This window comes from Verrucosispora sp. WMMD573 (genome assembly GCF_027497175.1).
Classification (GTDB): Bacteria; Actinomycetota; Actinomycetes; order Mycobacteriales; family Micromonosporaceae; genus Micromonospora.
Genome location: NZ_CP114901.1, coordinates 1,292,867 through 1,315,865 on the forward strand (window position 1 = coordinate 1,292,867; position 22,999 = coordinate 1,315,865).

Consider the following 22,999-nt stretch of genomic DNA (forward strand, 5'->3'; position numbering starts at 1 on the left):
CCGCCATCAGCCGCCACCGGTGGGTGGCGACGCTCAGCTCGCTCGGAATCCTCGGCGTACTCGCCATCCCTCGGGTTCGAGGGTGTCGACTATTCGGTGCCGCTGCTGGCATTCCTGTTCCTGGTGGCGCTCGGGCCGCCGGTTGGGGGCGGGTCAGCGCACCGCACTGTCCTCCCCGGCCACGCGGCGCGCGATCGAGGCGGGCGGAGTCGCGGCCGGAAGGTCGACCCGGAGCAGCGCACCACCGCGTGCGGAGCGGGCGACGCTGGCCCGGCCGCCGTGGGCGTCGACGACCCGCCGCACGATCGACAGCCCGAGACCGGATCCCGGCAACGCCCGGGCGCTGTCGGCACGGTAGAACCGGTCGAACACCCGCGGTACGTCGGCGGCGTCGATGCCCGGCCCGGCGTCGTCGACCTCGAGCACCGCCGACGCGCCCTCGGCACGGAGCCGGAGCTGGACCGGCTGGTCCGCGGGGGACCACTTGCCGGCGTTGTCGATGAGGTTGAGCACCGCCCGCTGGAGTGCAGCGGGACGGCCGCTCACCCACACGGAGGTGAGGTCGAGCGCGATCTCGATGTCGGGCACGCGGGAACGCGCCCGGGTCGCGGCGGTCACCACCACGTCGGCGAGGTCGATCAGCTCGGTGTTCTCGTCGCTGACGTCACCGCGGGCCAGTTCGGTCAGCTCGGCGGCAAGGGTGCTCAACTCGGCCACCTGGGTGCCGAGATCATTGAGTAGCCGGGTCCGGCTCTCCGCCGGCAGTGCGCTGTCCAGGGTGCCGCGCCGATCGAGCCGGATCAGCAGCTCGACGTTGAGGCGCAGGCTGGTGAGCGGGGTCTTGAGCTCGTGGGCGGCGTCCTCGGCGAGCAGCCGCTGGGCCTGCCGGGAGTCCCGGAGCGCGGCGAGCATGTCGTTGATCGACTGGACCAGCCGCCGGATCTCCCCACCGCCTTCATCCGGAATGTGGGCGTCGAGATCCCGGGTGTGCGCGACACGTTCCGCGGCGGCGGTCAGCCGGTCGATCGGTGCCAGCCCGGTCCGCGCCACGGTCCGCCCGACAAGGGCACCACCGACCACGCAGATCAGCCCGATCAGCAGCATCCCGAACCCGAACTGGTTGACCGGACTGTCGTCGACGACGCGGGCCACCTGGACCGCGCCGTCGCCCGCCCGGAGCGTGTAGATGACGTAGCCGTCCTCGTCGCTGTCGTTCGACTCCATCAGGTCGGCCAAGCCGCCCTGCGCCACGCGCCCGGCGTGCTCGCTGACCGGGGGCAGCGGGGGTTGGCCGGCCGGCGTCCGAGTCGAGCCGTCGGGCAGGATGACCCGCACCAGCGGACCAGATCCGGGATACGGCGATAGCGGAACCTGCGCCAGACCAGCGCGCTCCGCGGTCGCCGCCAGGACGCGGGAGTCGGCGCGCAGCTGATTCTCAGCGGTGGCCCGCAGCTGCCAGTCCAGCAGCTCGCTGGATACCTGGAAGGCCATAAACACGCTGACGGCGATGGCCGTCGCCGCGATCACCGTCAGCCTGGTCCGCAGGGACCGCCGGCGCCACCATCGGGTCAACCGGCGCGGCTCCCGGCCGGAGGGCATGCTCACGGAGGAGTCTCCCGCAACGTGTACCCCAGCCCGCGCAGCGTGTAGATCAATCGTGGCTCACCCTCGGCCTCCAACTTGCGCCGCAGGTAGCTCACATACACCTGAAGGTTGTTGGCAGTGGCGCTCATGTCGAAGCCCCAGATCGCCTCGAACAGCGCATCGCGGGTCAACACCCGAGTCGCGTTGCGCACGAGGACCTCCAGCAGGGAGAACTCGGTCCGGGTCAGGCGCAGCGGCCGCCCGCCACGCCACGCCTCGAACCTGTCGGGATCGAGCCGGACATCGGCGAACGACAGGACCTGCGACTCGCCGTCGCCCGGCGTGCGCCGACGCAGCAGGGCCCGCACCCGGGCCAGCAACTCCTCGGTGGCGAACGGCTTGGGCAGGTAGTCGTCGGCACCCGCGTCCAGCCCCGCAACCCGGTCGGAGACCTGGTCACGGGCGGTCAGCATCAGCACCGGCAGATCCCGGCCCGCGGCCCGCAACCGCCGGCAGGTCTCCAACCCGCCGAGGCGGGGCATCATCACGTCGAGGATGAGCAGATCCAGCGTTTCACCGCGGACCCCACCGACCTCGTCGAGCACGGCAAGACCGTTGGCGACGGTGCTGGTGTCGTAACCCTCGACCTGGAGCACCCGCTCCAACGACTCACGGATGGCCGCGTCATCATCCGCGATCATGATCCGCACGCCGGCCCGCCCCCTTCCGGTCGATGCCTTGCTGCTCATTGTCCTCGACCAAGCTGAGACCAGGATTAGCGCTTCATAGTCACCCGCCTCGGAAAGATCATGTTCCATAGGTTCAGTGATCCCAGACTCCGCCTTCATCCCGAACGACGATTGCCTAGAACTCGACAGCCGGACCTCAATCCGTCTGGGCCGGAATTCGGCCTTTCGATCGCCTCGGTAGGTGTGGCGGTCGGCCCGGGTTCGCCTGGGATCAGCGGTTCAGTTCCGAGATGAACTCTTCGGCGGGACACGGATGTCGTCGCGGACGCGTCGAACGACGCCACGTCGGTCGGCTGCCGATGCCAGACCTCACAGTCGCCCTGCCAGTGGGTGTCCTCGGGCGCGGGCGGCGTCGGAGATGGCGACGCCGGCGAGTACGGCGGTGGCGGCGACGCTGGACAGCAGCGGCGGCACGTGCAGCATCACGGGTGTCACGGCGGCCAACGCGAGCAGCCCAGTCAGCCGGCTGCGGGACACGCGGGCGAAGACCGTGTATTCGAAGACAGCTCGCCCGGCGAGGAACAGCGCGGGTCCACCGAGCATCACGGCGACCCAGGCCGGCTCGCTGTGCCCCAGTGGATGAGTGATGACGAGTTCGACGCCGACGGCGGTGAACACGATGCCGGCCACCATGGCCAAGTGAGCGTATGACACGGATCGGGCGACGCGGGCACGGTCGGGGGCCGCTGCGATGGTTGCGGACAGCAACTCCCCCGCGCGGTAGATGTAGATCCGCCAGAGCAGCACGGTGATAGTGATCGACACGATAAAGGCTGCGATGCGGTGGGCCGCGAAACCGGTGTCGCGAAGCGCCAGTCCGATTACCAGGATCAACTCGCCGAGCGCGATGATGAAGAACTGCCGATACCGTTCGGCCAGATGCTCGGCCACGCTCGGCAACTGGACTGTGGGCGTGCGGCCGATCCGCGGCGTGGGGTGACGGAACAGGTATGCGGCGTAGTCCAAGGCCACAGCCAGGGTCCACAACGCCCCACGTGCCGTACCGTGTTCGAGCGCCCCCGCGATCCACGGCAGCGCGGACACACCGAACCAGAACAGCCCCCGAACGGCGCTGGGGCGCAGGTCGTCACCCCGCAGAGCGATTACAAGGAAGAGGTCGCGACCGATGTGGATGGCAATGTATGCGCCCGCGAAGACCAAGCCCTGCCTGCTGAACGCAGCTGGCAGCGCAACCGCCATCACCAAGGTGCCAACCATGATCGCGATGGTCAATATCTGGACCGCCGGCCGATGCGGGTCGAACAACTCGGTTATCCACGCCGTGGTGAACCACACCCACCATACGGCCAGCAACAACACCAACGCCTGGAAGGCACCGCTCCAGGCGAGATCCTGGACCAGCGCGTACGAAAGCTGCGCGAGCGCGAAGACAAAGGCCAGATCAAAGAATAGTTCCAGGTAAGTTGCCCGGGGATGTCCCCGCCTCGGCAACAGCCCGCCCGCCCTGCCAGTCGTCATGGGTTCGCCTGTTCTGCCGGATTTTCAGAGACCCTCACGCCGTGATCCCAACCCAAAACTGGATGTCAGATCACGCAACGACACACCCGAACTAACCCGGGCCCCGGCTCTGTCGTCAGGTGATGCCGAGGAGGGCTCGACGGCGGTGCTGGGCGGTGGGTTGCCCGGCAGTGGTCCGCCGATGGGTGATCTCGTGCTCGCGTTCGGCCCGCTACAGGGTGCACGAGGGAGGTGGGCATGCCTCCGAGGTCCTCGGGACATCGGAGGCGAACGCCCAGCAACTCGCGAGTCGGGCGCGTAGGCACCTCACCTCGCACCGGTCGTCGCTCGTCGACCGGGCCGAGCACCGGGGGCGCGCCGCACGGGATGACGGCCACGCTCCAGGACCAGGTCAACAACGACCTGCTCGCCTTCCTGCGCCTCTGACCGGCGCCGGTCAGAGGCCCTGGCCGGCGACGACCGACAGGAGCTGGAGCTTCTCGTGGCTCTCGCTGCCCGGGGTGGCGGTGAAGACCTGCAGCGCCTGGGACTGGTCGGGATCGACGAGGACCTGGCAGTGCAGTTCGAGGAACCCGAGCTGCGGGTGCTGAATGCTCTTCGGACCGCAGTACGGCCCCGGCACCGGGTGCTCGCGCCAGAGCGCGGCGAACTCCGGGCTGCGCGCCAGCAGCGCGTCAACGATCTGTCCGGCCCGCGAGTTCCGCCCGTCCCGGGTGTACGCGCGATGCAGGTCGGCGGCGATGAGACGACTCTGCCTCGGGTGTTCCTCCACGGGATAGACGCGCCGGGAATCCGGGTCGGCGAACCACCGGTAGTGCAGGCTGCGCGCGAGGCCAGCGTATCCGGTCTCGTCGCCCAGCAGGGCGCTCGCCAGCCGAGTCTGGATCAGCGTCTCGCCGAGGCTACTCACCACCTGCGCGGCGGCGTCGCCGAGGCCGTCGAAGATGCGCATCATGCCGGGGTTGATGTGGTCGGTGCGGGGCGCCCGCCGGGGTGTGGGATAGCCGCCGAGCTGAAAGAGGTGGTCCCGCTCCTCCAGGGAGAGCCGCAGGCCACGGGCGATCGCCGCGAGCATCTGCTCGGACGGATGCGGGCCGCGCTGCTGCTCGATCCGGCTGTAGTAGTCGGTCGACATGTCGCTGAGGGCGGCGACCTCCTCGCGCCGCAGCCCGCCGGTGCGCCGCCGCCGCTGCCCACGGGGCAACCCGACGTCCTCGGGCTGCAGCGCCTCGCGCCGGGTCCGGAGGAACTCGGCGAGACGGGCGCGGTCCATTTTGACTCCTTTCGATTCGCGGCGCCCCGGTCGAGGGGGCCGCACGGCAACCTCGCGCCCTCACCCGCCGAACTCGACGCCGGCCAACTCCTGCGAGACGGTCCAGAGCCGGGCCGCGTCCGCGGTGTCGCTGGCCGACCGGTAGATGGCGAGCTCGGTCGGGCCGCCGGTGAACTGGCCGAACCCGTCCGGCCCGTAGAACCGGCCCCCCTGCGCGTCGGGGCTGGTCGCCGCGTACAGGGCGGGCAGCAAGCCGGCCTCGACGGTCTGCACGAACAGACCCCACCGCAGCAGCCGCCGCATCATGGCCTCGTGCGCCGACGGTCGGGAGCGGCCCAGGTTCGGGCCGGCGGCGTACAGATTGGTCATGGTCGTGCCCGGGTGGGCGACGTTGCTGGTGACACCCCAGCCGGCCGCCCGGCTGCGCCGGTCCAGTTCGAGACCGAAGTGCAGGGTGGCCAGCTTCGACCGGTTGTACGCGCGGACCGGCGAGTACCTCCGCTCGCTCTGGAGATCGTTCCAGTCGAGCTTCGCGTAGCGGGCGGCGCTGCTCGACATGGTGGTCACCCGCGCCTGCCCGGCCCGCAGCAGCGGCAGCAGGCCGGCTGTGAGCGCCACGTGGCCGATGTGGTTGGTTCCGAGCTGCAGTTCGAGGCCGTCGGCGGTGGCATGCCGGGTCGGCGGGGTCATCACCCCGGCGTTGTTGACCAGGATGTGGACCGGGCGTCCCTCGTCGCGCATCATGTCGGAGAACGCCCGGATCGAGCCGAGTGAGGCGAGGTCGAGGTTCCGGGTGGAGATGCTGGCGCCCGGCACCGCCGCCCTTACTTCTGCGGCCGCGGCGGCGCCCTTGTCCGGATTCCGTACCGGCAGCACCACCTCGGCGCCAGCCTGGGCCAGCCGCCTCGCGAGTCCGAGGCCGAGACCGTCGCTGCCGCCGGTCACCACGATCAGCTTCCCGGTCAGCTTGGGCACGGTCACGCTTTTCATAACAACTCCCTGGTAGACGGTGTTTCCGGCGGGTGCAACAGTCACACCGGGGACGACGGGTGACCAGGGATCGACAGTCCCTGGCTACCCGTTTCCGCGGATCGGCTGTCCCTGGCTGCCCTGATCAGGCACGCCAACACTCGGATCCATGACCGAACAAACCCACACCGCTACTGGCCACTGGATCAACGGCGAGGTCGTCCCCGCCGGATCCGCCGATACCATTACCGTCGTCAACCCGGCCAACGGGGAGATCGTCGCGGAGGTGCCCACCGGCACCGCCGCCGACGTCGACCGGGCGGTCGCCGCCGCCCGCGCCGCCTTTCCTGGCTGGGCCGCGACCCCGCCGGCCGACCGCGCCGCCGTGGTACGCCGCATCGGCGAGGGCATCCAGGCCCACAGCGAGGAGATCGCCACCGCGATCACCGCCGAGATGGGCGCCCCGCTCAGCCTGTCCCGGACCGCCCAGATCGGCTTCCCGGTCGCGGTCGCGCAGTCCTTCGCCGCGCTCGCCGCGGACTTCGACTGGACCGAAGAGATCGGGAACTCGCTCGTCGTCCGCGAGCCGATCGGCGTCGTCGGGGCGATCACGCCGTGGAACTTCCCGCTGCAGCAGATCGTGTCGAAGCTGGCGCCCGCCCTGATCGCGGGGAACACCGTGGTGTTCAAGCCGTCCGAGGTCGCCCCGCTGACCGCGCGGATCCTCGCCGAGGTCACCGCCGAGGCGGGCCTGCCGGCCGGCGTCTTCAACGTCGTGTACGGCACCGGCCCGGTGGTGGGCGAGGCGATCTCCGCGCACCCGGACATCGACATGATCTCGTTCACCGGCTCCACCCGCGCCGGCCGGCGCATCTCCGCCGTCGCCGCCGAGACGGTCAAGCGGCTCGCGCTCGAACTCGGCGGCAAGGGCGCCAACCTCATCCTCGACGACGCCGACCTGCCCAAGGCCGTCGAGACCGGAGTGATGATGGCGTTCAGCAACGGGGGCCAGGTCTGCGGCGCGTGGCCGCGGATGCTCGTACCCGCCTCGCGGCAGGACGAGGTCGTGGCGCTGGCGGTCGCGACCGCCGCGGCGTACACCGTGGGCGACCCGACGGACGAGGCCACCCGGATCGGCCCGATGTCGTCCGAGGCGCACCGGGAGAAGGTCAACGGCTACATCGAGCTCGGCATCGCCGACGGCGCGACGCTGGTCTTTGGTGGGCCCGGCAGGCCGGAGGGTCTGGAGAAGGGTGCCTACGTCCGCCCCACGATCTTCGCGAACGTGGACCCGAACTCCGCTATCGCCCGGGAGGAGATCTTCGGCCCGGTCCTGACGATCATTCCGTACGCGGACGAGGCCGAGGCCGTCGAGATCGCCAACAGCACCGTGTACGGCCTCACCAGCGGCGTCTTCGGCGAGCCCGAGCACGCCCTCGCGGTCGCCCGGCGGCTGCGCGCCGGACAGGTCGACATCAACGGCGCGCAGTGGAATCCGCTCGCCCCGTTCGGTGGCTACAAGCAGTCCGGCAACGGCCGCGAGTTCGGCCGCCTCGGTCTCGAGGAGTTCCTGGAGACCAAGTCGATCCAGCGATGACGCCAGTCCACGCCCTCGCGAACCACGAGCCTGTGCGGCGGACGGTTCGCGGGGCGTGGCCGGTCGGCGGAAGGGATCCCCTCTCGATGACAACGCACATCGCGCCTGGCCCGGGGGCGGGGCGTACCATCGCCGTGATCGCCAGCGCGACGCTCGCCTTCGCCGCGGCGCAGACCGCGGTCGTCCCGTCGCTCGGCGCCATGGCCCGCACGCTCGGCGCCTCCGCCGTGGACGTGACCTGGACGCTGAGCGGACACCTCATCGCGGCGGCCATCTTCACCCCGCTGATGGGGCGGCTCGGCGACATGTTCGGCAAGCGCCGGCTGCTGACCCTCGCCCTGCTCTGCTTCACCGTCGGCGCAGTCGTCTCCGCGGCCGGCCCCGACCTGCCATCGGTGGTGGCGGGACGGATCATCCAGGGTGTCGGTGGCGGCATCTTCCCGCTCGGCTTCGCCATCCTCCGCGACGAATTGCCGCCGCGGCGGGTCGCGGGATCGATCGGCCTGCTCGCCGCGCTCTCCGGCCTCGGCGCCGGCCTCGGTCTGGTCATCGGGGGAGTGCTCACCGACCACGCCTCGTACCGATGGATCTTCTGGCTCGGTGCCGGCGCCGGGACACTGTCGACGGTCGCCGTCCGGTTCCTCCTGCCGAGGTCGCGCGTGGCCGGTGGCGGACGGGTTGACGTGCTGGGTGCTGCCGTGCTCGGCCTCGGCCTGGCGGCGCCGCTCGTCGCGATCAGTCAGGGGAACCGCTGGGGCTGGGGCGACGCCCGTACGGTCGGCCTGCTGGCCGTGGGCGCGCTCACCCTCGCCAGCTGGGTCCGGATCGAGCGGCGCACCGCGGATCCCCTGGTCCACATCCCGACACTCGCCCGGCTCACGGTCCTGCTGACCAACGTCGCAACCGTCTTTATCGCCCTCGGGATGTTCGGGGCGTTCGTCCTGCTGCCCCAGCTCGCCCAGGCCTCACCGACCACCGCGTACGGGCTCGGCGTGACCGCTACCGGAGCGGGCCTGCTGCTGCTGCCGGGAAGCCTGGTGATGCTGCTGACCGGCCCGCTCGCCGGGGCGTTGAGCAGACGGTACGGCGCGAAGGGTGCTCTGATCCTCGGTGCGCTCGTCACCGCGGTCGGACTGTTCGCCCTGGCCCGCGACTTCGACTCCCGGGCCGCTCTGCTCGGCTACAGCCTGATCGTCTTCGCGGGGATCGGGCTGGCCCAAGTCGCCATGCCCAACCTCGTCATCGAGGCCGTCCCGCCCGACCGAACCGGCCAGGCCATCGGGGTCAACACGCTGGTCCGCTCTGTTGGCTCCTCGCTGGACGCCCAGGTCGCCGCGACCATCACGGCCGCTAGTGCGGTCTCGGGCGGGCTGCCCGCCGCCTCCGGATACGCCCGTGCGTTCCTGGTCGCCGGCCTCGCGAGCCTCGCCGCCGTACTCGTCGGCGTGCTGATTCCGGGCGGACCCGGCAACCGGCACCGAGCCGCCGAGGCGCCGGTCGTGGACGCGCCGGCGGGTCTTCCCTCCCGAGACGGACCGCGCTGACGTCGCGCAGTCCTCACCGGGGCGGCCTGGCCGGCCGTACGGTAGGCGGCACCGGGGAGCGCGGCAGCGGCGACGTGTCACCCCCGGCGGCTCCGGCTGTGGCAGGTCCGGCCAGACCGCGGCGGAGCGGCACTGGATCGGCCCGCCGTCGTCCCGGACGACCCGCAAACCTGGCAGCATCTTGCCGATGGTCCGACCGACGACGAACACCAAACGGACGGCCAACGTCCGGCCAGTGTGTGCCGGGGCGAGTAGCGCGCGACCCGACCGGCGGCTGAACCTGATCTCGTCTGTCCTGCCGCACGAGTCCGACCCGCAGATCACGTCCGCGCACTACCCGAAACACCCTCGGGACAGGGAAGATCCACACCAGCGACCACAGTGGACACTGTAGGAAGACCACGGGCCGGCATTCCACCCAAGATCCGGACTGCCGAACCGGGAACGACACCGACCTACACGAGCAGGGCACAACCCCCACCCGCGCAGCACTCAGACATCGGAGCACCAAACTCCCAAATCGTGGGAGATCACGGCACATGCTGGGAACCAGTCAAGGCCGCGACCAACGTTACTGCAGGTCACGGCCTTGATCGTGTGGCGCACCCGGAGGGACTCGAACCCCTAACCTTCTGATCCGTAGGCCCGATTTGGGCATAGATGTATCGTTTCTAGGTCTTGTCAAGAAAATTCGTTGCCGTTGTCTCGGATGCTGGGAGACGCATCGTTGGTAGCCGATTGAGTGGCGGTCGCGCTGGACGTTTAATCGATCTCGTTGGGGTGTGCCTGCGGGCACAATGATCGCCGTGCTGACCGCCACCCGTAGCCTGCTGACGTCGCTCGATCCGCTGCCGTACTCCGTGCGGATGAGCCGGCTGGTCGAGTGGGCACGTACCGCGCCTGATCGTGTTCAGGTCTGTCGGGATCTGCGCGAGCGGGGTCCCTTTGAGCGGCACTTGGCCCTGGTCGCGGCGATGGCGACCCGCGATGCCGAGGGCATCGCCGCGGCGGCCCGCGACCCGCAGCCGTCGATCAGGGGTGCGGCGCTCACCGCGGCGCTGCGCGCCGACATCCCGGTCGGCGATATCACCGACCGGTCCGCGATGGAGCGGCGTCGTGTCTATCGAAGCCTGCGCCGACGGTATGCGCCGGCTGTGGCCGACGCGCTGATCAGCGAGGTTCGCTCCCAGTTCGGTGACGAGGAGGCCGCCACGCTGCTGCCAGCCTGCGGCGACGACACGGTACGGGCGTTGCTGCCGGATCTGGAGCACGCACTGCGCCTGGAGCGGCTGGTCCGGTGGCATGAAGGTCCGCTCCTGGAGCGGGTACGCGAGCGGCTGGCCGCGGCCCCGCCCGAACCGCGGGCAAGGATCTGGGGTGATGCCGCCGTCGCGGTGCTGCGGTGTGACCCGGCGCGGGCACTCGATCTGCTCGAACGGTACGCACCGGAGGAGTCGCTACCCGGCCCGCTCGGCTTGTACGGACGACTCGCGGCACACGATCCGGGTCGTGTCGCCGGGTTGCTCACCGCACCCGGCCGCGCGGCTTGGTTGCGCCGGAACGTGCTCCCGCCGGCCCTGCTGCGCCGGTTGGCGGTCCTGCCCGCCGACGAGCTGGTGCCGCTGGCCAGTCGGTTTCGGGAACGCAGCCGGGCGCTGGCGGCGCTGCTCGACGCCGTCGCCCCGGCCCGGCGCGCGGACCTGTACGACCGGGCACTGTCCGAGGTCGACACGGCGATGCTGGTTCCGGCTGCCGAGATCATGGAGGTGCTACCGGCCGCGGTTCGGATCCGCGAGGCGAGGCGGGTGCTGGGCCTGGCGAAGATTCAGGAGCGTGAGGCGGAGGTGCGCCTTTGGAGCGCGTACCTGGCCTGGGCGGACGCGTCAGCGGCGCTGGACGTCGCGCTGCGCTCCGGTGACGCCGACGAGCGGGCACACGGATACGCGCTGCTGGTGCAGGCCGCCCGCCGCTCCCGCGACCCGCGGGCGGTGGCGGAGATGATCGTGCGGCTCGGCCGGCTGCGTAACGAGCAGGAGCCGGTACGCGCCGCCGCGCTCACCGCGCTCGCGAAGGTGGCACCGCTGCTCACCGCGGACACGGCAGCCAGGCTCACGCAGCTGACCACCGACGCGGTCGACGCCCGCGACGCCTCCGCCGCGACCACGACAGCGCTGAGTTCGCTCGCCGCCGACGTCCTGCGGCACCACGTCGCCGTGCCGCAGCTACGCGAGTGGGCGCTACTGACGATCGACCTGGTCAGCACCGGCGCCGCCGTGCCGGTACTGCGCCGCTTCGACACCGTCCTACGCCGCGGGCAGGAGACACTGGTCTTCGAGCGGCTACGCGGCTGGATCGAGGCGGGCATCGCCCGCGGCCGGTACGGGCCGCTCTTCGCGCTCACCCACGCGCTCGGCAAGCGGGCCTGGCGGCTGCCACAGCTGCAGGACCTACTGCGTCGAGCGATCGGCCCGCACACGCTGGCGTCGGTGGCCCGCACCGCGATCCGGTTGTGGCTCGATGACCCGCGTACCCGCTCGGACCGCGTCGCCGAGGTACTCGCCACCGATCCGACGGCGGTGACGCTCCACGAGGTGTGGGTGATCATCTGCGCCTCCCGCACCGACCTGCTCGACCAGATATTCAAACGCCGCCCACGCGGCCGGTTCGTGGAACCGGGAATACGGTGGGTGCCCGCCTGGGTGCCGCACGCCGAGCGTTGGCTGCCCCGCCAACAGACCCGTTTCGTGGAGCAGTTGGAGCTGATCCTCGCCGACACCGAGCAAGGAGTGTGGCAGCGCGCGGCGGCGATCCGAGCCGCCGCCCACGTGCCCGGCGCGGGCCGCGAGTTGGTGCTGCGCCACCTCGACGTCCCCGACGTGGCGATCGCCGAGGCGGCTCTGGGCGCGCTGGTCTGGACCGACCGGCCCGACGAGGCACTGCCGGTGCTGCTCCGCTACGCCGACAGCGACCGGGCGCGGGTCGCGTTGTACGCGGCCGGCCGGGCCGCCCGGCACGTCGCGCCGTCCCGGCTGGTCCCTGTCTTCACCGAGGTGCTGACCGGCGCAGCGAAGATCACGAGCCGGAAAGAGGCCGCCCGGCTCCTGGCACGCTACGGACCGCCGCGGGTCATGGCGACCCTGCTCGACACGTATCACCACCCGGACGCGCACCGCGACCTACGCGCGGCGATCGTCGCCGCCGCCCGGCAGCGAGTACAGGCCGAGGCGAGTTGGACCATCCTGCGGGCCGCGGTCGACGGTAGCCGGGAGGAACGGCGCGCCGTCCTGGACGCATCCCCGGACACGATCCCGCACCGACACCGCCCGGCCTACGGAGCGCTCATCGTCAAAGCCTGCCAGGCCACCGACCGGGAAGTTCGACGCACCGCGTTCCACCAACTCGGGGACTGGTCACCGTGGCTGGCCGGCATCACCGACCTGGTCACCGACCGACTCACCGACCTCGACGAAACGATGGTGTCCACCGAGGTCGCCCACCTGCTCAAGGCCGGTGGCGACGACATCCTCGCAACCGCGCTGGCCCGGCTGGTGGACCGCGACGCCCAGGACGACCATCCGGGCGACCCGGCCACGGATCGCCCGGCCCGACGCCGCATCGCACTCCTCGCACACGGCGCGGTCATCCGATCCGCTCACCATCCCACCAACGCCAACCGGACCGCCCTGATCGAAGCGGCGCGGTGGCTCGCCGGCCGGCCCGCCTTCGCCAGCACCGCCACCGGCCTGCTGGTCGACCTCGGCCGACTCGACAACCTCGACGAGATCGCCGCAGTGTGCGCAGGCCGGCCCGTCCTGGCCGCTCGCACCGCCGAACGCGTCGGCACCCGCCTACAAAACCTCCGGGAGTCGCCCGACCCCGCGGCCCTCACCGACACCATCACGCGGCTGACGGGACGCGGCGACCTCACCAACGGCCTGTTCGCGGTTGCCCTGATCCGCCACGGAGCCGGCTACGGGTGGAAAACCCCATGGCGGGACCTGCTGATCCGGCTGCGCCGACACCCCCACGCCGACGTACGCGAACAGGCATACGCAATCGACATGAGCTAACCGCCCGACCAAGCAGCAGCACTGGGACCGCTGTTAGGGCTGACAACGCGCCAACAAGGCGTCCTTGACCGCCGTTATGCCATGTTGGTTACACCGCATAGGTCCTGCCGTGCCACCGGCCGCTGCTACCACGCGGCTCGCGGCAAATCCGGATGGGTCAGCCGGTGGCTGTCACTGCGGCTTGTAAGTGCTTGCGGGTGTCGTCGTCGAATGCGACGAGTCTTGCCCGTCGGACGTTTGTCGGCGTGGATCTGATCGTTGCTACGGCGATCCGGGCGGCCTGGTCGGCGGGGAAGCCGTACACGCCCGTGGCGATTGCCGGGAAAGCGACGCTGCGGGCGCCGAGTTCGTCGGCGACCTGCAGGCTCCGGCGATAGCAGGAGGCCAGCACGTCGGCCTCACCGTGGTCGCCGCCTTCCCAGACCGGGCCGACAGCATGGATGATGTGCCGCACCGGCGGGTCGAGGTCAAACGCCGGGGTAGCCATCGCGTCGCCCGGCTCGCAGGGACCGATCGCACCCCCGGCCTGCGCCAACCGAGGCCCAGCAGCGCGGTGAACCGCGCCGTCCACACCGCCGCCACCGAGCAGTGACTCGTTCGCGGCCGTGACGATGGCGTCCACGTCCTCTCGCGTGATGTCACCCATCACAATCTCGATCAGGACCACAGCAGGATCCTGGCACACCCGACGAGGGCGTGCCGGCCCACCGTCGCCAAACCGGGCAGCCACTCCACCGGGCCAGGGCGACAGATCCCGCCGCACGGCCGGCGGAGATCCAATACTCGTACACCCGCCCGGGAGGTGACGTGCGGGGCTGGCAGGTAAGGCGTGACGTTGCTACGTCAGCGGGCGGACAGCGGCACGCGGCACGGGCCCCAAGCGGCTACCAGATTCTGACAAGGCGGACGCGCTCGCCGGAGCCATTCCCCCTGTGAATGGCATCGGTCCGGCGTCCATGGCTGGCTCAGGTCACGCCTGCTCAGCTCGCGAAGACCGCGCCGGTCCCGGACGACGACAGATGGCCCCCGTACGCCAAGGGGCGGACAGTGCGGCAATGCCTCGGCACTGTGCTCAACGAGGAATGGGAACACCACCGGTTCTGCAAGCGTGACCTGGACAAACTGTCGCACCAGGGGCCTTCACCGGGTTGATGAGCGACCTCTGAGCTTGCCGCTTACCTCCCGGCAGATCCGGTGTCGCTGCAGCCAAAGCCGCCACGCCCCCAAGAGTGACTACAGCGGGTGTCGAAGGGAGAGCACGGTGCGGGTAGAGACAAGGCCAAGCACGCGTCCTCAGCGGCCAAATGAGGATGCCGATGCGGCACGACCCGAGACAAGGATCGATCCACACGGGGTCAGATTGCCGACCGGGTGATCTCCCCTGCCACTCACTAATCTCCAAGGATGGACTCGGATCGGTTCGACTTCTTCATCAGCTACGCGGCGCCAGATCGAGCGTGGGCTGAGTGGATCGCGGCACATTTACAGGAGGCCGGCTGGACGGTTTGGCTGGACGCCTGGGAGATCAGGCCGGGTGGGAACTGGATGCAAGCTATCGCCGCTGCCGTCGACCGCTCAAACAGCGTGATCGCCGTCATCTCGCCCGAATCGCTTGGGCCGCGGCGACACACGAACGAAGAGTGGTTCAGCTTCCTCGTCGGAGGTCCGGAGAAGCGCGTTATCCCGGTCCTGGTTGCACCCACCGACGTGCCGGCCCTACTGCGTCCGATCAGCCAGATCCGGATATATGGTCTCTCCGAGGAGGAGGCTCGAACTGCTCTACTGTCAAGTCTGGCGCCTCCGCGAGCAAGACCATCGACTGCGCCGACCTTCCCCGGCACCAAGACCGGCGATCGGCGGCTCGACCCGGATGCCATGTCCCGTCCCGCCAGGCGACGAGACAAGAAGAAAGTGTTTATCAGCTACAGCCACAAAGATGCCGATTGGCTTGAACGCCTACTGGTCTTCCTGAAGCCGATTCAGCGCGACGGAATCATCCAGCTTTGGTCGGACAAGGACATCAAGCCTGGCCAGAACTGGCGCGCTGAAATTAACGAAGCGCTGGACGTGGCCGGCATGGCCATACCGCTGATCAGCTCGGACTTCCTCGCATCGGACTTCATCGTCAACGAGGAATTGCCTAGCCTGTTCCAGGCCGCCGAGCACGAGGGAACGAAGATCATGCCGCTTATCCTGCGACCGAGTCGGTTCGAGCGAACGCCGACACTGTCGGCGTTCCAAAGTCTTAACCCGCCGTCCCACCCGTTGTCAGCCCTTCGCCGGTCGCAGTGGGAAAAGATCTTTGTCAACCTCTCCAATGCGATCGAGGACGAGCTCAGCGAATGAAGCGCGGTGCCTAAAATCTGCCGCAGGGATTTGGCCTTACCCAAGGGGTCAATCAAGCTGACGAAGCGCCTGCAATCACGACGAGTTCACTACTCTCGGCATGAGCGCGCGGCTTTGTGTTCTTCCCGAGGGCGGGTGCCTGCGCGCACTGCGACCTCGTATGCAGGACAGCCACCTCGTGATGGTGGATCGAGGTGGCTGGCCCCAGGCGCGACGATTGGGCGCATCAGACCGTGCGCGACGTATCGCTGTAACCGTTACGATCGGCCCTTGAGCTGCGGGAGTGTGGCTCGGATTCTGCCAAGAATGGTCCACCGACAGCCCTTGAACTGGGCAAACGTGAGCCCGTGGTTGGCAGTGCGCGACCCGGCTCGGTCAGATTTGCGGTGAGCTGGTAGGAGGGCCTTGCCCCCTGATCTTGGACACTTGAACCTGGGATCGTGATGGTCCTGGGAGTCAGGAGTCCTGAAAGATCATGGTGAATAAGCACTATCCGCCCGAGTTCAAGGCCGAGGCGGTCGCGTTGTATCGGTCCAGGCCGGGCGCGACTATCGCCTCGATCGCTGATGACCTGGGTGTGAACCGGGAGACCCTGCGCAGCTGGGTGCGGCTCGACGACGAGCGTCGTGGCGGCGGTGCGCGTACGCCACGGCCGGCCGTGGCCGGCGGCGAGGCCGCCTCGGTCGAGCAAGAGAACGCCGAGTTGCGGCGCCGGGTCCGCGAGTTGGAGGAGGAGCGGGACATTCTGCGGAAGGCGGCCCGGTATTTCGCCGGGGAGACGCGCTGGTGAACCGCTTCCAGTTCGTCGCCGACCACCAGGCACGCTACGGCGTGAAGCGGTTGTGTCAGATCCTGAACATCGCCCGGTCCAGCTTCTACTACTGGAAGGCCACCGCCGGGTCGCGAACTGCTCGTGACGCTGCGGACGCGGCTCTGGCCGCCCGGATCCGCCTTGTGCACGCCCGTCATGACGGCACCTACGGCGCGCCACGGGTCACCGCCGAGCTCCACGACCGGGGCGAGCGGGTCAACCACAAGAAAGTGGCCCGGGTGATGCGCCGCTACCGGATCCAGGGCCTGCGGCTGCGCCGGCGGGTGCAGACCACCATCGCCGACCCCGCCGCGCAGAAGGCACCGGACCTGATCGGCCGGGACTTCACCGCCGAGGCGGTGAACCAGCGCTACGTCGGCGACATCACCTACCTACCGGTCGGTGAACGCGGATTCCTTTATCTGGCAACGGTTATCGACCTGCACTCACGACGCTTGGCGGGCTGGGCGATCGCCGATCACATGCGCACTGATCTGGTCATCGACGCCCTGCACGCCACGCAACGGACCCGCGGCAGCCTCCACGGGGCGATCATGCACACCGACCACGGAGCTCAATACACGTCCAATGCCTTCGCTGCCGCCTGCACCACCGCCGGCGTTCGGCAGTCGATGAGCAAGATCGGCAGCTCCGCCGACAACGCCCTCGCCGAAGCCTTCAACGCGACCTTCAAACGCGAGACCCTGCAAGGCCGCCGAGCGTTCACCGACGAACGCGAAGCACGCCTGGCCTCGTTCCGATGGCTGCACCGCTACAACACCGTCCGCCGCCACTCGGGGCTCGGACAACAATCCCCGATCACCTACGAGAACCGCATCCGAACGACGCCCGCTATGCTGGCCCCCGCCGCATAACCCCGTGTCCAAGATCCGGGGGTAAGCCCCGGAGGCGGCTCGTACGTGCCTTGTGGTGAAGGTGTCTCGGGTCGTCATCAAGGTCGTGGCAAATGGCTTAGGGCGGAGGGTCCCCATCCGGTCGGGTCCTTGTCGGGTGGCACCATCGTGAGGGCCTGCCAGAGCAGCAGGATGTCCAACCATCCTGCCTCGGCCGGTGTCAGTGGTCGCACGGCCTGGTAGCCGGCGAGGAACTGGGTGCGGACCTCAGCCGGTACCGGCCCCCAGTTGTGGTAGCGGGTACCGAGCAAAACCGTCGCGCGGGCCAGTTCGACGAGCCGGTGGTCGTGTCGGGCCTCTTCGAAGTCGAGGACTGCGGTGATTTCGCCGTGGGCACACAGGATGTTGGCGGAACGGAAGTCGAAGTGGACGAGTTGTCGCGGCAGCCGGTCGGGTGGCGCGCTGGCAATCTGTCTGCATAGCGTGTCGCGCGCGGTCGCGGGTAGGTGTTCGGCGTGAGTGTCGAGCCAGTCGGTGACGCGCTGGGTCAAGGGTTGGGATGCGGCGGCGGGCTCGTGGATTCGTTCGGCGTGCGGGTATGCCGCGAGCGCATCCTGCAAGCGGGCCAGGATCACTCCGGCTGCCCGCACCTGAGCGGGATCGGCGGTGTCGAGAAGATCGCCCTCGATCACATGTTGCAGCCTCATCGAGACGCCGTCGACCTCCATCTGAAGGCGGCCGTCGCGCGCGGGAATCGGCGCCGAAACCGGCATGTCCCTGCCGTCCAGCCATCTCGTGAGTCGCGCCACCTCAGCCAGGCGCGAGAAACGCTCGGGCAGCACTGACCACTTCGCGAGCAGCCGACCGGACGGCGTGCCGATCCACGCCAGCGCGTTGCCGGCGCTCATCACGATCCGCTCGCAGGATTTGACGCGTACGCCCCAGTACTCGTCCAGCACATCAGCAACCCAGTGACCGGCCGCCCGCGCATCGCTGAAGCCGAACCTCGCCTTCAGCGTGTGGTGCGGATCGTGCGCCTCCCACAGCATCTCCAACACCGGCACCCTCGAGTCGACCATGGGGCGCATCCCATCACAGGACCAGCTGGCCGCGCTCAGCCGATACCGTCTGAAGAGGTCTGAAGAGCTCCTGGCCGCAGATGAGGATCCGCCCGAATCGCGGCTATGGCGTGCGATCCGCTGCGGAACCGTGCCCTGCCCGCCGTACTAGCGACGACCCGGGGCAGCAATGACACGGGGGCGCCTGACCACGTCAGGGCGCAGGATCCTAGCCTTGGGCTCGTGGAACGTATCGAATTCCGTACCATCGAGCAGGAGCTCGGCGTCGGGATGTTCCCGACACTCGTTCCGTACCTTAACGACATATCCCTATCTGACATGGTTCGCACGGCTGAGCTGCCCTTTGCGCGGCGAGAAGGGAAACCCAACCTCGCGGGCAGCTATGCGGGGCTGCTGGGCGACAGCGTGCGCTGGCCGAGTCGGCACTATCTCGGTGATCCGGTGCTGAGCTGGTTCGGTGACGGCGACACCGTGTTACTGGGGTGTACCTGCGGTGACTGGGGCTGCTGGCCCTTTACCGCGATGGTCACGGTTGCTGAGGACACGGTCAACTGGTCTGGCTATCGCACCGGGCATCGTGATTGGGGCTACCAGGAACTGCTTCCCGTCACCTTCGATCGCCTTCAGTACGAGGAAGCGCTGCGGGCGACAGTTCGCTGAGCAGGGGAGGCCACATCATCACGCCGTCGGCTCGCAAGGATGAACGTCCTCAACTCAGCATGAGCGTGCGCCGGTGATGGCAGTCCCGAACCGCGTCGTGCAGGCACCGCACGTGAACGGTTCGTGGGCGAAGCCGCTCGACCAACACCCTCCCGCGCCGGTCACCGGCGGCTGCGGTTCATCGCGTGGCCGGCACCGACCTGGTCCAGACCCGATGGACACCCCCGGTACGAGCCGGGAGCCCGGCTCGTGCCGGCCCAACCCCGACCCGCACGGTCTTCAACCGCACCGCGTCAAGTGCCCTCCACTACCCGGTGCCGGGGGACAGGACAACCGGGCGGAAATCAGATGCCCAGACCACACCACCGCCACCACTGGCCATTACCCCACCCCATGGTGCAGCCCCCGACCCGCCAAGCCGTGAGCCCAGGTCAACGTCCACCGACCACACCCGCAGCGACAACCGCCAAGAAGATCCACAGCAATGGCCACAGTGGACGGAGCCCGACGACCTGCCGACGCACACCTCCACCATGATCCAGACCAGGCGACACGCGAACGCACTGGTCAGCACGCACGAGCACGAACCGCCACTCAGACGGCACGCGAACTTTGGAGCACCAACGGAGCACCAAGCTCCCACATGCTGGAAGATCGCGCCACATAGCGGGAAAGAGTCAAGGCCGCAACCAACGTTTTTGCTGGTCACGGCCTTGATCGTGTGGCGCGCCCGAAGGGACTCGAACCCCTAACCTTCTGATCCGTAGTCCGAACCCGTCAGATGCTCTCTACGCTGCGTAACTACAGCTTCGCGCGTGTCGTTGAGTGCTGATGTGTGTCGGAACGAGCGGCTGAGTATCTGCTGGTCAGGGCGATACAGCGATTGGGGCGCTGGATCCGCACGGAAAGTGATCGGGCGTGAGTGACGCGTTTTGCTGGTCCTGATCCGATGGTGCTGGTTGAGCGCCGGACATCCGAGCACCAACGGAGCACCATCGCGGTTGGTAACCGCGCCTGGTCGGGATCTTCATCAGCCCGGTCGACGATGCCTACCGCGACAAGTACCGCCTCCGCCTTAATGGCTCAGTCAACCCAGCCCCCTGGGCAGCAACGAGTCGCTCATGGGTGGGGGCAGGCATCCTGAAACGTTGCTGTGTGCCCACCGCCACGCCGTACCCGGGGAACACCACGCGGTGAGTGGTCCCGCTCCACCCGAAGGCGAGCAGGCACCACCAGCGGCCCGTTGTGCTGGGTTGTGGTGTATCAGCTTCCGTGTGCTTGCCACCGATACGGATGATGCTCCGGAGGGTCCGGGCGAGGAGGCGTCGAACAGGCCGTGGGCGGCTATGGCGTGCAGGTCACGCTGGTGTTCGTGTTGGTGTTGGTGAACGCGGTGTTCGCGGGCAGCGAGATGGCGTTGGTGTCGCTACGGGAGAGCCAGCTGCAGCGACTGGAGCGGACCTCCCGGGCCGGCGGGTGCTGGCGAAGCTGGCGCGGGACCCGAACCGGTTCCTGGCCACGATCCAGATCGGTATCACCCTGGCCGGGTTCCTGGCGTCGGCCGCGGCGGCGGTGTCTCTGGCCGAGCCGCTCGTGGGCCCCTTGGGCTTCCTCGGTGGCGCGGCGGAGCCGGTGTCCATCGTCGTCGTCACCATCATCCTGACCTTCGTCACCCTGGTGCTGGGTGAGCTGGCGCCGAAGCGGATCGCGATGCAACGCGCCGAGGGTTGGGCGCTGCTGGTGGCCCGGCCGTTGGACGCGTTGTCGGCGTTCTCCCGTCCGGCGGTGTGGCTGCTGAGCAGGGCCAGCGACACGGTGGTGCGGCTGACCGGCGGTGACCCCCGGGCCCGGCGGGAGGAAGTCACCACCGAGGAGTTGCGGGACATGGTCGCCGCGCAGCGCAACCTCACCCCCGAACACCGGATGATCATTTCGGGCGCGTTCGAGGTGGCCGAGCGGATCCTGCGGGAGATCCTCGTTCCGCGCCGCGAGGTGGTCACCCTGTCCGAGGCGTTGACCGCGCCGCAGGCGTTGCGTGAGTTGGGCAGGTCGGGGCAGACCCGTGCCCCGGTCGTGGGTCGCGGCGGCCTGGACGACACCATCGGTGTGGTGCACCTGCGGGACCTGCTCGACCAGGAGGGCCCGGTCGCCGAGCACGCCAGCCCGCCGGTGTACCTGCCGGAGACGTTGAAGGTGACCGTGGCGATCCGGGAGCTGCGCGCCCAGAGGCAGCAGTTCGCCCTGGTGGTGGACGAGCGGGGCTCCATCGACGGGATCGTCACGATGGAGGACCTGGTCGAGGAGAGTGTCGGGGAGATCTACGACGAGACCGACCGGGACGTGCAGGCAGTCGTCCGGGAGGCCGACGGGGCGCTGCTGATGCCGGGTGGCTTCCCGCTGCACGATCTGACCGACGTCGGCATCGACCTTGACGAGGACATCCTCGAAGCCGGGGACTACACGACCGTGGCGGGTCTGCTCCTGGCCCACCTCGGCCACATTCCGAAGGCTTCCGGTGAGGTGATCGAGTTGCCGGGTCTGTCCGCTCAGGTGGCGGAGTTGACCGGGCGGGCCATCACCCGGGTGCGCCTGCACACCATCCCGGTGCGTGGCGACGGGCACGAGGCCGGCGAGGACGAGACAACCTCTTGACAAGCCTGGCCGACAACCAGCAATCGCGTGCTGTGGGGTGAGGGCCGCACTCCACAGGGGCCACACCCGACTCTACCCGAGAGTAATGCTCCGGATGCACTCAGCTACTTCTCAGGTGGCGTTGGTAGTGTCCCGGCGCGACTGCATCCATTATGGACTGAGTTGATCTCGTTGTGACACAAGGATCCTCGTGGAAGTTTCACCGGATCCGGGTGTCGCGCGTCCGGTGGTTGTCGAGGGAGAGGCTCGTGGTGTTCAAGAAGATGCTGGGCGCGTTCGGAGTGGGCGGCCCCAGCGTCGATACCGTCCTATCTAATCCGAGCACCCGCCCGGGGTTGATGCTGGGTGGGCAGGTGAACTTGACCGGCGGCAGCCACGACGTGGAGATCGACCACATCACCGTCGGCCTGGTCACCCGGGTCGAGGTCGACGGCGCGGAGGAGGGGTACGACGCCCTCGTCGAGTTCCACCGCGTACAGGTCGCCGGCGGCCTGCACCTGCGCGAGGGCCAGCAGTTGTCGCTGCCGTTGCAGGTGGCGATGCCGTGGGAGGCCCCGGTGACCGACCTGTACGGGCAGCACCTGCACGGCATAACCATGGGCCTGCGCACCGAGGTGGCCATCCGCGGCGCGGTCGACAAGGGCGACCTCGACCCGGTGTACGTGCATCCGCTGCCGGTGCAGGAACGCATCCTGGAGGCCTTCGGCCGGCTCGGCTTCCAGTTCAAGGGCGCCGACCTGGAACACGGGCACATCGCCGGGCTGCACCAAAGCCTGCCGTTCTACCAGGAGATCGAGTACTACGCCGCCCCGCAGTACGCCCACGCCGTCAACGAGGTCGAGCTGACCTTCGTCGCCAACGAGCACGGCGTCGACGTCGTCCTCGAATTCGACAAGCGCGGCGGCCTGTTCACCGGCGGCCACGACTCCTACGGCCGCTACCACGCCGCACACGCCGACGCCGACCGCGTCGACTGGGCCGCGCAGGTCGACGGCTGGGTCCGCCAGGCCCTCGAAAGCTACCAGAGCACCCACGCCGGCCACGGATACGCCCCGCCCGCCCAGGGCTACGGCACACCCGGCTACCCGCCACCGCCTCCGCCGCCCGGCTACGGGCACGCCGGGTACGGCAACCCCGGAGGGCACCACAAGGACGAGCACCACCACGAGCGGCACGGTGGCCCCGGCATGGGTGCCGTCGCCGCCGGCGTGGTCGGTGGCGCCGCGCTCGGCTTCGCCGGCGGCATGGTCGCCGACGAGGTCTTCGACTCCTTCGGCGAGGACGAGGGCGGCGGCGACGAGGAGTGAATCGCCTCCGATCCACAGTGGAAGC

The 22,999-nt window shown here is 69.1% G+C and carries 14 protein-coding genes and 1 pseudogene; 8 read left to right on the forward strand and 7 right to left on the reverse strand.

The genetic code is table 11. From position 1 onward, the window contains the following. Positions 1–153: 153 nt before the first annotated feature. From O7601_RS05975 to O7601_RS05995, 5 genes are all read right to left on the reverse strand, one after another. Positions 154–1,599 carry a HAMP domain-containing sensor histidine kinase gene (locus tag O7601_RS05975; RefSeq protein ID WP_281566809.1) on the reverse strand — a complete coding sequence of 482 codons (1,446 nt, stop codon included), beginning with the start codon at positions 1,597–1,599 and terminating at the stop codon, positions 154–156. 2 nt (positions 1,600–1,601) lie between these two features. Further along, the gene (locus O7601_RS05980; RefSeq protein ID WP_348650231.1) at positions 1,602–2,294 is read right to left on the reverse strand and encodes a response regulator transcription factor; all 693 of its coding nucleotides are present in this window, start codon (positions 2,292–2,294) and stop codon (positions 1,602–1,604) included. A 348-nt stretch (positions 2,295–2,642) separates the two neighbouring features. Then, positions 2,643–3,812 carry a low temperature requirement protein A gene (locus O7601_RS05985; RefSeq protein ID WP_281565237.1) on the reverse strand — a complete coding sequence of 390 codons (1,170 nt, stop codon included), beginning with the start codon at positions 3,810–3,812 and terminating at the stop codon, positions 2,643–2,645. Positions 3,813–4,248: 436 nt separating this feature from the next. Continuing rightward, positions 4,249–5,085: a helix-turn-helix transcriptional regulator gene (locus O7601_RS05990; protein ID WP_281565238.1), complete on the reverse strand. Its 837-nt coding sequence runs from the start codon at positions 5,083–5,085 to the stop codon at positions 4,249–4,251. Between the two features lie 60 nt (positions 5,086–5,145). After that, entirely contained in the window at positions 5,146–6,075 is a 930-nt protein-coding gene (locus O7601_RS05995) for an SDR family oxidoreductase (RefSeq protein WP_281565239.1), read from the reverse strand. Between the two features lie 148 nt (positions 6,076–6,223). Between O7601_RS05995 and O7601_RS06000 the strand changes: the two genes are divergently transcribed. From O7601_RS06000 to O7601_RS06010, 3 genes are all read left to right on the forward strand, one after another. After that, positions 6,224–7,651: an aldehyde dehydrogenase family protein gene (locus O7601_RS06000; protein ID WP_281565240.1), complete on the forward strand. Its 1,428-nt coding sequence runs from the start codon at positions 6,224–6,226 to the stop codon at positions 7,649–7,651. A gap of 86 nt (positions 7,652–7,737) precedes the next feature. Further along, positions 7,738–9,195 carry an MFS transporter gene (locus O7601_RS06005; RefSeq protein ID WP_281565241.1) on the forward strand — a complete coding sequence of 486 codons (1,458 nt, stop codon included), beginning with the start codon at positions 7,738–7,740 and terminating at the stop codon, positions 9,193–9,195. 797 nt (positions 9,196–9,992) lie between these two features. Continuing rightward, positions 9,993–13,265, forward strand: a complete 3,273-nt coding sequence (locus O7601_RS06010; protein ID WP_281566810.1) for a hypothetical protein — start codon at positions 9,993–9,995, stop codon at positions 13,263–13,265. A gap of 157 nt (positions 13,266–13,422) precedes the next feature. On the opposite strand, the gene O7601_RS06015 is transcribed toward O7601_RS06010, so the two are convergent. Further along, positions 13,423–13,932 (reverse strand): O-acetyl-ADP-ribose deacetylase, encoded by a 510-nt coding sequence (locus O7601_RS06015; protein WP_281565242.1) that lies wholly within the window; start codon positions 13,930–13,932, stop codon positions 13,423–13,425. A 737-nt stretch (positions 13,933–14,669) separates the two neighbouring features. Between O7601_RS06015 and O7601_RS06020 the strand changes: the two genes are divergently transcribed. Both O7601_RS06020 and O7601_RS06025 read left to right on the forward strand, forming a co-directional pair. Then, the gene (locus O7601_RS06020; protein WP_281565243.1) at positions 14,670–15,611 is read left to right on the forward strand and encodes a toll/interleukin-1 receptor domain-containing protein; all 942 of its coding nucleotides are present in this window, start codon (positions 14,670–14,672) and stop codon (positions 15,609–15,611) included. Between the two features lie 475 nt (positions 15,612–16,086). Beyond that, positions 16,087–17,297 (forward strand): IS3 family transposase gene (locus O7601_RS06025; RefSeq protein WP_281562163.1). Its coding sequence is split into 2 segments (ribosomal slippage): positions 16,087–16,387 and positions 16,387–17,297, totalling 1,212 coding nucleotides; the frame shifts between segments, so codons are not numbered across the junction. Between the two features lie 77 nt (positions 17,298–17,374). On the opposite strand, the gene O7601_RS06030 is transcribed toward O7601_RS06025, so the two are convergent. Further along, complete coding sequence (locus O7601_RS06030; RefSeq protein WP_281565244.1) at positions 17,375–18,355, reverse strand: phosphotransferase; 981 nt, start codon at positions 18,353–18,355, stop codon at positions 17,375–17,377. Between the two features lie 222 nt (positions 18,356–18,577). Here O7601_RS06030 and O7601_RS06035 point away from each other — a divergent pair, with 222 nt between their 5' ends. The 3 genes and pseudogenes from O7601_RS06035 to O7601_RS06045 all read left to right on the forward strand — a co-directional run bounded on the left by O7601_RS06035 (position 18,578) and on the right by O7601_RS06045 (position 22,974). Then, positions 18,578–19,015, forward strand: coding sequence for a hypothetical protein (locus tag O7601_RS06035; RefSeq protein WP_281565245.1), 438 nt, complete (start codon positions 18,578–18,580; stop codon positions 19,013–19,015). Between the two features lie 1,336 nt (positions 19,016–20,351). Next, positions 20,352–21,667: pseudogene (locus O7601_RS06040) on the forward strand (hemolysin family protein). Positions 21,668–21,915: 248 nt separating this feature from the next. Next, a complete protein-coding gene (locus O7601_RS06045; protein ID WP_281565246.1) occupies positions 21,916–22,974 on the forward strand; it encodes a sporulation protein in 1,059 nt (352 codons plus the stop codon). Positions 22,975–22,999: the final 25 nt, after the last annotated feature.